A 9143-nucleotide genomic window follows, 5' to 3' on the forward strand; every position below is an offset into this window, starting at 1 on the left:
GGCCCGGCCTGTGCGGTGACGAGGCCGGGCCCTTCCGTGGCCGCCGGCCGGACGCCGGTTAGAGCGTCGGGTACAGCGGGAACTTCGCGGCGAGCGCGGAGACGCGAGCCTTGAGGGCCTCGCTGTCGTACGCGGGCTTCAGCGCCTGCGCGATGATCTCGGCGACCTCGGTGAAGGCCTCGGCGTCGAAACCGCGGGTGGCCAGCGCCGGCGTACCGATCCGCAGACCCGAGGTGACCATCGGGGGCCGCGGGTCGTTCGGGATGGCGTTGCGGTTGACCGTGATGCCGACCTCGTGGAGGCGGTCCTCGGCCTGCTGACCGTCCAGCTCCGAGTTGCGCAGGTCGACCAGGACCAGGTGCACGTCGGTGCCACCGGTGAGGACGTCCACGCCCACGGCCTTGACGTCGTCCTGGACCAGGCGGGCGGCGAGGATCTTCGCACCCTCCAGGGTGCGCTCCTGGCGCTCCTTGAACTCGGGCGAGGCCGCGACCTTGAAGGAGACGGCCTTGGCCGCGATCACGTGCTCCAGCGGGCCGCCCTGCTGACCCGGGAAGACCGCGGAGTTGATCTTCTTGGCCAGCTCCTGCGTCGACAGGATGACACCGCCGCGCGGACCGCCGAGGGTCTTGTGCGTGGTGGTGGTGACGACGTGGGCGTGCGGCACCGGGTTCGGGTGCAGACCGGCGGCGACCAGGCCCGCGAAGTGCGCCATGTCGACCATCAGGTACGCGCCGACCTCGTCCGCGATGCGGCGGAAGGCGGCGAAGTCCAGCTGGCGCGGGTAGGCGGACCAGCCGGCGACGATCAGCTGCGGCTTGGACTCCTTGGCGAGGCGCTCGACCTCGGCCATGTCGACCTCGCCGGTCTCGTCGACGTGGTACGGCACCACGTTGTAGAGCTTGCCGGAGAAGTTGATCTTCATGCCGTGGGTCAGGTGACCGCCGTGGGCCAGGTTCAGGCCCATGATCGTGTCGCCCGGCTTCAGCAGCGCGAACATCGCGGCGGCGTTCGCCTGCGCACCCGAGTGCGGCTGGACGTTCGCGGCCTCGGCGCCGAACAGCGCCTTGATGCGGTCGATCGCGATCTGCTCGACCACGTCGACGTGCTCGCAGCCACCGTAGTAACGGCGGCCCGGGTAGCCCTCGGCGTACTTGTTGGTCAGGACCGAGCCCTGGGCCTCCATGACGGCGACCGGAGCGAAGTTCTCCGACGCGATCATTTCCAGGGTGGACTGCTGGCGCGCGAGCTCGGCGTCGACGGCGGCGGCGACGTCCGGGTCGAGCTCGTGCAGGGGGGTGTTGAGAACAGACATCAGGATCCCCTGGGGTGTCAGTTGTCGGAGTGGGTGAGCGCGGCGTACTCCTCGGCGGAGAGCAGGTCGGCCGGCTCCTCCGCGATGCGCACCTTGAACAGCCAGCCACCCTCGAACGGGGCGGTGTTCACGAGCGCCGGGTCGTCCACGACGTCCTGGTTGGCCTCGACGACCTCGCCGGTGACGGGGGAGTACAGGTCGCTGACCGACTTGGTCGACTCCAGCTCGCCGCAGGTCTCGCCCGCGGTCACCGTGTCGCCGACCTCGGGGAGCTGGGCGTAGACGACGTCACCGAGCGCGTTGGCCGCGAACTCCGTGATGCCGACCGTCGCGACGCCGTCCTCGGCGGTCGACAGCCACTCGTGCTCCTTGCTGTAACGCAGCTGCTGGGGGTTGCTCATGACCTGATTCTCCTGGATGCGGGGGAGTGGATACGAACTGCGGTCTTGGGTACTGAGACGGCGCCGTCCGGGATCCCGGACGGCGGACGTGGTGCGTGGGGCTACTTCTGCCGCTTGTAGAACGGCAGCGCCACGACCTCGTACGGCTCATGCGTACCGCGAATGTCGACGCCGACGCCGGACGTGCCGGGCGCGGCGTGCGCCGCGTCCACGTACGCCATCGCGATCGGCTTGCCCAGCGTCGGGGACGGGGCCCCGGAGGTGACCTCGCCGATGACCTGACCGCCGGCGACGACCGGGAACCCGGCGCGCGGGACGCGGCGGCCCTCGGCGATCAGACCGACGAGCTTGCGCGGAGGGTTGGTGGCGGCGCGCTCGGCGGCGGCCTCCAGCGCGGCGCGGCCGACGAAGTCCCCCTCCTTCTCGAACTTCACGACCCGGCCCAGGCCCGCGTCGAACGGAGTGAGGGAGGTGGTCAGCTCGTGCCCGTACAGCGGCATGCCCGCTTCCAGGCGCAGGGTGTCGCGGCAGGACAGGCCGGCCGGGACCAGGCCGGCGCCCTCGCCCGCCTTGGTCAGCGCCTGCCACAGTTCCACGGCGTGCTCGGGGGCGACGAACAGCTCGAAGCCGTCCTCGCCCGTGTAGCCGGTACGCGCGATCAGCGCGGGCACGCCCGCGACGGTGCCCGGCAGGCCGGCGTAGTACTTCAGGCCGTCCAGGTCGGCGTCGGTCAGGGACGCCAGGATGCCGGGGGACTCGGGGCCCTGCACGGCGAGGAGCGCGTACGCGTCGCGGTCGTCGCGGACCACGGTGTCGAAGCCGGCGGCGCGCTCGGTCAGGGCGTCCAGGACGACCTGGGCGTTGGAGGCGTTGGCGACGACCATGTACTCGGTCTCGCCGAGGCGGTAGACGATCAGGTCGTCGACGATCCCGCCGTCCTCCTGGCAGATGTGCGTGTAGCGGGCGCGGCCGACGCCGACGGTGGAGATGTTGCCGACCAGCGCGTGGTCCAGGGCCTTGACGGCCTCCGGGCCGGTCAGCGTGATCTCGCCCATGTGGGACAGGTCGAAGAGACCGGCCTTGGTCCGTACGGCGTTGTGCTCCTCGCGCTCGCTGGCGTACCGCAGCGGCATGTCCCAGCCCGCGAAATCGGTCATGGTCGCACCGAGCGAGCGGTGCAGCGCATCGAGGGCGGTCAGGCGGGGGGCAGTGCTCATGGGTGTGGCTCCCGGGTCCCAGGGCATCGACATGACATGACGAGGACGTTCCTCCCCATCTGTCATCGGAACCTGAGAGGTTCGCCGAGAGTTCCGCCGATCAACGGATCGCCGGTTCTTTCATCGACTTGCACCTTGGGTGGAGCTGCGCAGCAGCTCGCTTTTCAGATCTGCCTCATCCACGCGGTACGGGGCCTGAGAGATTCAAGGGAGGTTCTTGCTCCTTCGGCGCCCGCGCACGGCCTTGCGGCGTGCCGGGACTCTCCCGCGCGGATTCAAGCGGCCGGTATGCAGTTGGTCCAGATGGCGCACATCATTGCACGCCATGCCCGAGAACGGGCGGCGGGGTCCGAAAGTTCGTACGGCCCTCCGAAGGGCCCGACCGGAACCGGGGCCGCCGGATTACCGTCTCTTTACACTCAGTGGGCAAGGGTCCTGGTGACCCGAATCGGGGGAGGCGAACACTGTGCGGAGATTCGGAGTGGTGACGACGACGGGAACCGTGGAGGCGGTGCCCGCGCAGCGCGGAGCGCGCGGGCGCGGGAGGGCGGCCGACACCGGCCTCGGCCTCGTACGTGACCTGCGCGGACCGGCCGCGACCGCCCCGCACCCGCTCGGCTTCGCGGCCGGCGACATCGTCGTGGTGTCCGGACTCCCCGGCGGTGGCAAGAGCACGCTGATCAAGCGGGCGGCCGCCGAGGGCGGGGCGGTGGATTCCCAGGACACCCGTGAGCGCTGGGAGCGCCGCATGCCGACGGCGCTGCCGTACGCGGTGTACCGGCCGCTGGTGCGCGCCGCGCACTACTGGGGGCTGTGGCGGGTCCTGCGCTCCGGGGCCTCCGTGGTCGTCCACGACTGCGGCACGCAGACCTGGGTACGCGGCCTGCTGGCGGCCGCCGCGCACCGCCGGGGCCGGGCGCTGCACCTGATCCTGCTGGACAGCAGCCCCGAGGAGGCCCTCTCCGGCCAGGCCGCGCGCGGCCGCCGGGTCTCCGCCTACGCCTTCGCCCGCCACCGCGGCGCGGTGACCCGGCTGCTCCGCGAGGCCGAAGCGGGCCGCCCGCCCGCCGGATGCGCCTCGGTGACCCTGCTGGACCGCCGCTCGGCGGCGACGGTGACCCGCATAGCGTTCACCACCTGAGTCCGGCTGCCGCCTTGCCGGGCTCCGCCCCCCGGCAACGGCGCGGCACGCGGGGCCGGTACCCTGCGGGTCGACACGCGAGGGACAAGGCGAAGGCAGGGGCAGATGCAGGGCAGCGGCTGGCCGGGGAATGAGCTCGAGCAGGTGCTCGGGGCGGCGCTCGGGCAGCCGGACGCCGGGGGGCGGATCCTGGAGGTCCTCGGGCGCAGCCAGGTGTGGGTGCCGCTGCCGGGCGGGGGCGGCCCCACGTCCGGCGGCCTCGACCTGCCCACCATGGACATCGGCGGGGCGGCGTACGTCCCCGTCTACAGCTCCGAGGCCCAGTTCCTCGCCTGTGTCGGCCCCGGCATGGACTTCGCGGTGGCCCCCGCCGTCGAGTTCGCCCGCGGCCTGCCCCCGCAGCTCGGCATCGCCCTCAACCCCGAGGGCGCCGTCGGCGTACCGCTGCCGCCGCCCGCCGTCGCGGAGCTCTGCCGCACCGGCCGGACCCCGCTCGACGGCCCGGCCACCGGCGGCCGGGTCCGGCTCTACGAGCCCGACTGGCAGGACGACCCGGTGGATTTCCTGGCCGCCGCCACCGAGGAGTTCCGGGCCACCGGGGTGGTCGCCGCGGCGCACCGCTGCCTCGCCAGCATCGAGGGCGGGGCGCCCCAGCTATTCGTCGGTGTCAGCCTGGTGGGATGGGAACCCGAGACGCAGAGCGCGCCGATGGAGGCCCTCGGACGGGCCCTGACCCGTGTCCCGCCGCCGTGGCCGGTGCAGTTGATCCTGCTGGACGCCGCCCAGGACCCGGTCACGGACTGGATTCGTGAGCGCGTACGCCCCTTCTACCTGCCGTAGGGCCGCTTAAGCTGGTTACATCTCCTGGCCGCACGCGCGACTGCCGGTTCGGAGGACACGCGTGGAGCGACGGGCGGACGAAGAGGGGTTCCGGGTGAGTGCGTCAGGCACGGCCGCGGCCGGGCAGGTCGAGCACATGATGCGCCAGGTGACTCCCGGGCGCTACGAGAGTTACGAGGCACTCCTGCACGCCCTCTCCGAGGGCCGGCTGTGGATGTTGCTCTGGCAAGGGCAGCCGGGCTCCCCGGACGCCCAGTACGGCGGTATGGAGGTGGAGAGCCTCGGTTACGCGCCCTGCGTCACCTCCCCCCAGGAGCTGGCCGCAAGCGGCTGGAACCGGGGCTACGAGGTGGTCACCGGGCGGGACATCGCCCGCGCGCTGTACCCGGACCGCTGGGGCCTGTGGCTCAACCCGCACGCCCAGGGCGGCGGCCTCGGCGTGCCGTGGGCCGACCTGCGCCGGATCGCCACGGGCCTGGACCGGATGCCGGCCGGCCCACTGCGCCTGTCGGAGCCCGCGATCGAGCTCCCGCAGTTCTACGGGCTGCTGACCCAGCACGCGCACCGCACCCCGGCCGTGCGGTCGCTGCGCCGCGCGTGGGTGCAGCCCGCTCTCGGCTCCCCGTACCTCGCGGTCGGGCTCGACCTGTACGACGCCTCCGCGCCCGCGCTGGAATCCGTACGGGAGATGATGCGGCAGTCGGTCGGGGTGGTCCCCGAGGGGGTCCCGGTGTGCACGGTCGCGCTCGGGGACGAGCACGATCCCGTCGCCATGTGGCTGCGCGCGCAGACCCGCCCCTTCTACGACCGCGAGGGCCAGGCGCCGACGTACTGACCCGGCGCATCGACCCGGCCGTACCCACTCGGGCGTACCCACCCGGCCGTACTCGCCCGGCGTCCGCCCCGCGCGATATCCGCATATGGACTCATCCCTCTCGAAGGCCGCACCGGTCCCCATCGGTGCGGCCTTCGGCGTATCCGCTGGATCCGCCCAGGATTCATGCCTGGAAGGGCAGTTGGGTCAGATGTCCGTTCCGTGCCGAACGGGCGGTGTTTCACCGCTCAACAGGTCCCGGGGTTCGGATAACGGAAGGTGTAGGCGTAGATCACGGTTGCGCATCACATCCCCGGGGGGTCTGGCGGGCGCTTGAGAGGGCGTTGAAGACTCCACCCCACCGAAGGCCGGTCCATCTCACAAACGCCAGCTCTTCACGTGCACATCCGGCATATTTCGTATCAATCGCACCACCAGCGACGCCGATTGAACCAAGCCGCCACAGCGGCGGGCATGGGCCGGCCAATGTCGGCCGAGAGGGGTCCCACCACGATGACGGCACCACTGCAGGACATGAGCGCGGCCGAGCCCGCAGCCGTGGCCACCTCCGAGGTTCCGCGAAAGGCGATCGAGGGGCGCTCGCTCGGCCGTATCGCGTGGATCAGACTCAAGCGGGACAAGGTTGCGCTGGCCGGCGGCATGGTCGTGCTGCTGCTGGTGGTGCTGGCCATGCTCTCGCAGCCGATCCAGTGGATGTTCGGGCTGGACCCGGACGCCCTGCACCAGGACCTCATCGACCCCTCCCTGGCCACCCCCGTCGGCTCCTTCGGCGGCATCAGCTGGGAGCACCCGCTCGGCGTGGAGCCGAAGTTCGGCCGCGACATCGCCACCCGCATCCTGGAGGGCTCCTGGGTCTCCCTGCTGGTCGCCTTCGGGTCGACCGTGGTCTCGGTGTTCATCGGCTCCGTGCTCGGCATCATCGCCGGGTACTACGGCGGCTGGGCCGACACGGTGATCAGCCGCATGATGGACACCTTCCTCGCCTTCCCGCTGCTGCTCTTCGCGATCTCCATCTCGGCCGCCCTCCAGGGCGGTGCCTTCGGCCTCGACGGGCTGCCGCTGCACATCAGCGTCCTGATCTTCGTGATCGGCTTCTTCAGCTGGCCCTACATCGGACGCATCGTGCGCGGCCAGACCCTCTCGCTGCGCGAGCGGGAGTTCGTCGACGCGGCGCGCAGTCTCGGAGCCCGCGGCCCCTTCATCGTCTTCCGGGAGCTCCTGCCGAACCTGGTGGCCCCGATCCTCGTCTACTCCACGCTGCTCATCCCGACCAACATCCTCTTCGAGGCCTCCCTGAGCTTCCTCGGCGTGGGCATCCAGCCGCCGCAGGCCTCATGGGGCGGAATGCTCAGCTCCGCCGTGGCCTACTACAAGGTCGACCCGATGTTCATGGTCGTCCCGGGCATGGCGATCTTCGTCACCGTGCTCGCCTTCAACCTCCTCGGCGACGGTCTGCGCGACGCCCTGGACCCCAAGAGCTCGCGCTGACCCTCCCGTTCTCGGGCACCCGGCCGAGGCTCCGCCAGTACGCACCATCACTCCGAATCAGGGGGCATCACTCCGCCATGAGAAGCAGGTCGAGAACAGCCGCGGTGCTTGCCGCCGCCATCACCGTCGCCCTCACCGCCTCCGCCTGCAACGGTGGTGACAAGACCGGCGGTGACGACAAGTCGGCCGGCTCCAACGCCGCCGTCAAGGCCGTGGTCAACGCCTCGGACAAGAAGGGCGGGACGGTCGTCTACGAGGCGTCCGACACCCCCGACTCCTTCGACCCCGGCAACACGTACTACGGCTTCGTCTTCAACTTCAGCCGGCTGTACGCCCGCCCGCTGACCACCTTCGCGCCCGCCCCGGGCGCCGAGGGCAACAAGGTGGTCCCGGACCTCGCCGAGGGCCTCGGTACGCCGAGCGACGGCGGTGCGACCTGGACGTACAAGCTGCGCAAGGGCGTCAAGTACAGCGACGGCTCCGTGGTCACCTCCAAGGACGTCAAGTACGCGGTCGAGCGCAGCAACTTCGCGCGTGACGTGCACTCCAACGGCCCGAACTACCTCGCGCAGTACCTCAAGAACAACGAGACCCCGTACGAGGGCCCGTACAAGGACAAGTCCGACACGGGACTGCAGTCCATCGAGACCCCCGACGACCAGACGATCATCTTCAAGCTGAAGCAGCCCTTCGCCGAGTTCGACTACCTGCTGGCCAACCCGCAGTCGGCCCCCGTGCCGAAGGCCAAGGACAACGGCGCGGACTATGTGAAGAACATCGTCTCCTCGGGCTCGTACATGTTCGAGAGCTACGAGCACGACAAGCAGGCCGTCCTGGTCCGCAACCCCAACTGGGACGCCTCCACGGACCCGCTGCGCAAGCAGCTCCCGGAGAAGATCGTCGTCAAGCTGAAGGTCAACCAGGAGACGATCGACTCCAACCTGAAGGCCGGCAACACCCACATCGACATCGTCGGTAACGGTGTGGCCCAGCAGACCCAGACCGAGCTGCTGACCTCGAAGGACCCCAACACCGACAACGCCGAGGGTGGTCGCCTGGTCTACATGGCGATGAACACCAAGGTGGCACCCTTCGACAACGTGGAGTGCCGCAAGGCGGTCCAGTACGCGGTCGACAAGGTGTCGGTGCAGACCGCCTTCGGCGGCCCCATCCGCGGCGCCATCGCGAGCACCGTCCTGCCGACCGACATCCCCGGTCACGTGGACTTCAACACCTACAAGACCCCCGATGACAAGGGCGACGAGACCAAGGCCAAGGCCGCGCTGACCGCCTGCGGCCAGCCGAACGGTTTCGAGACCACCATCACCGCGCGCAACGACCGCGCCGGCGAGGTCGACATGGCCACGGCCATCCAGGCGTCCCTGAAGAAGATCGGGATCACGGTCAAGATCCAGCAGTTCCCGGCGGGCAAGTACTTCAGCGACTACGCGGGCGTCCCGAAGTTCACCGAGGACAACAAGATCGGCCTCATGATGATGCAGTGGGGCGCCGACTGGCCGAGCGGCTTCGGTTTCCTCCAGCAGGTCGTCCACGGTGATGCGATCAGCAAGACGGGCAACACCAACCTGTCGCAGCTGAACGACCCCGAGATCAACAAGATGCTGAACGACAACATCGCCAACACCGACTCCGCCGCCCGCGAGAAGGTCTACGGCGAGATCGACAAGAAGGTCATGGACCAGGCGGTCATCGTGCCCCTGACCTACTTCAAGGTGCTGCACTACCGCTCGCCCAAGATCAGCAACGTGGTCTCCAACCCGGCGTGGAGCGGTCAGTACGACTACCTCAACGTCGGCCTGAAGTAACCCCGGACGCCAAGTCCTCAGGCAGTTCGACCCTCTCAGCCAGATCTGCCAGAACCGTGGAAGGCAGGTGAAGGCAGCAG

At 69.9% G+C, this 9143-nt stretch carries 8 protein-coding genes and 1 riboswitch; of the genes, 5 read left to right on the forward strand and 3 right to left on the reverse strand.

All coding sequences use genetic code 11. The features are described from left to right. Window positions 1–58 precede the first annotated feature (58 nt). The 3 genes from glyA to gcvT all read right to left on the reverse strand — a co-directional run bounded on the left by glyA (window position 59) and on the right by gcvT (window position 2933). Window positions 59–1315, reverse strand: a complete 1257-nt coding sequence (gene glyA, locus ACWGIU_RS20000) for a serine hydroxymethyltransferase (protein ID WP_301366366.1) — start codon at window positions 1313–1315, stop codon at window positions 59–61. A 17-nt stretch (window positions 1316–1332) separates the two neighbouring features. Beyond that, a complete protein-coding gene (gcvH, locus tag ACWGIU_RS20005) occupies window positions 1333–1716 on the reverse strand; it encodes a glycine cleavage system protein GcvH (protein WP_189742936.1) in 384 nt (127 codons plus the stop codon). 101 nt (window positions 1717–1817) lie between these two features. After that, complete coding sequence (gene gcvT, locus ACWGIU_RS20010) at window positions 1818–2933, reverse strand: glycine cleavage system aminomethyltransferase GcvT (protein WP_453707601.1); 1116 nt, start codon at window positions 2931–2933, stop codon at window positions 1818–1820. A gap of 174 nt (window positions 2934–3107) precedes the next feature. Continuing rightward, a riboswitch (glycine riboswitch) is annotated at window positions 3108–3211 on the reverse strand. A gap of 206 nt (window positions 3212–3417) precedes the next feature. Between gcvT and ACWGIU_RS20015 the strand changes: the two genes are divergently transcribed. The 5 genes from ACWGIU_RS20015 to ACWGIU_RS20035 all read left to right on the forward strand — a co-directional run bounded on the left by ACWGIU_RS20015 (window position 3418) and on the right by ACWGIU_RS20035 (window position 9063). Further along, window positions 3418–4074 carry an AAA family ATPase gene (locus ACWGIU_RS20015; protein WP_453707603.1) on the forward strand — a complete coding sequence of 219 codons (657 nt, stop codon included), beginning with the start codon at window positions 3418–3420 and terminating at the stop codon, window positions 4072–4074. 105 nt (window positions 4075–4179) lie between these two features. Then, on the forward strand, window positions 4180–4914 hold the full coding sequence (locus ACWGIU_RS20020) for an enhanced serine sensitivity protein SseB (protein WP_453707605.1): 735 nt from the start codon (window positions 4180–4182) through the stop codon (window positions 4912–4914). A 94-nt stretch (window positions 4915–5008) separates the two neighbouring features. Continuing rightward, complete coding sequence (locus tag ACWGIU_RS20025; RefSeq protein ID WP_453707607.1) at window positions 5009–5749, forward strand: enhanced serine sensitivity protein SseB C-terminal domain-containing protein; 741 nt, start codon at window positions 5009–5011, stop codon at window positions 5747–5749. 492 nt (window positions 5750–6241) lie between these two features. Continuing rightward, the gene (locus tag ACWGIU_RS20030) at window positions 6242–7237 is read left to right on the forward strand and encodes an ABC transporter permease (protein ID WP_453707609.1); all 996 of its coding nucleotides are present in this window, start codon (window positions 6242–6244) and stop codon (window positions 7235–7237) included. Window positions 7238–7314: 77 nt separating this feature from the next. Next, on the forward strand, window positions 7315–9063 hold the full coding sequence (locus ACWGIU_RS20035; protein ID WP_453707610.1) for an ABC transporter substrate-binding protein: 1749 nt from the start codon (window positions 7315–7317) through the stop codon (window positions 9061–9063). Window positions 9064–9143: the final 80 nt, after the last annotated feature.

The organism is Streptomyces sp. NPDC054840, assembly GCF_053611065.1.

Coding starts and splice junctions, on each gene's coding strand:
- glyA (WP_301366366.1), bottom strand. CDS start 1,315: ATGTCTGTTCTCAACACCCCCCTGCACGAGCTCGACCCGGACGTCGCC.
- gcvH (WP_189742936.1), bottom strand. CDS start 1,716: ATGAGCAACCCCCAGCAGCTGCGTTACAGCAAGGAGCACGAGTGGCTG.
- gcvT (WP_453707601.1), bottom strand. CDS start 2,933: ATGAGCACTGCCCCCCGCCTGACCGCCCTCGATGCGCTGCACCGCTCG.
- ACWGIU_RS20020 (WP_453707605.1), top strand. CDS start 4,180: ATGCAGGGCAGCGGCTGGCCGGGGAATGAGCTCGAGCAGGTGCTCGGG.
- ACWGIU_RS20030 (WP_453707609.1), top strand. CDS start 6,242: ATGACGGCACCACTGCAGGACATGAGCGCGGCCGAGCCCGCAGCCGTG.
- ACWGIU_RS20035 (WP_453707610.1), top strand. CDS start 7,315: ATGAGAAGCAGGTCGAGAACAGCCGCGGTGCTTGCCGCCGCCATCACC.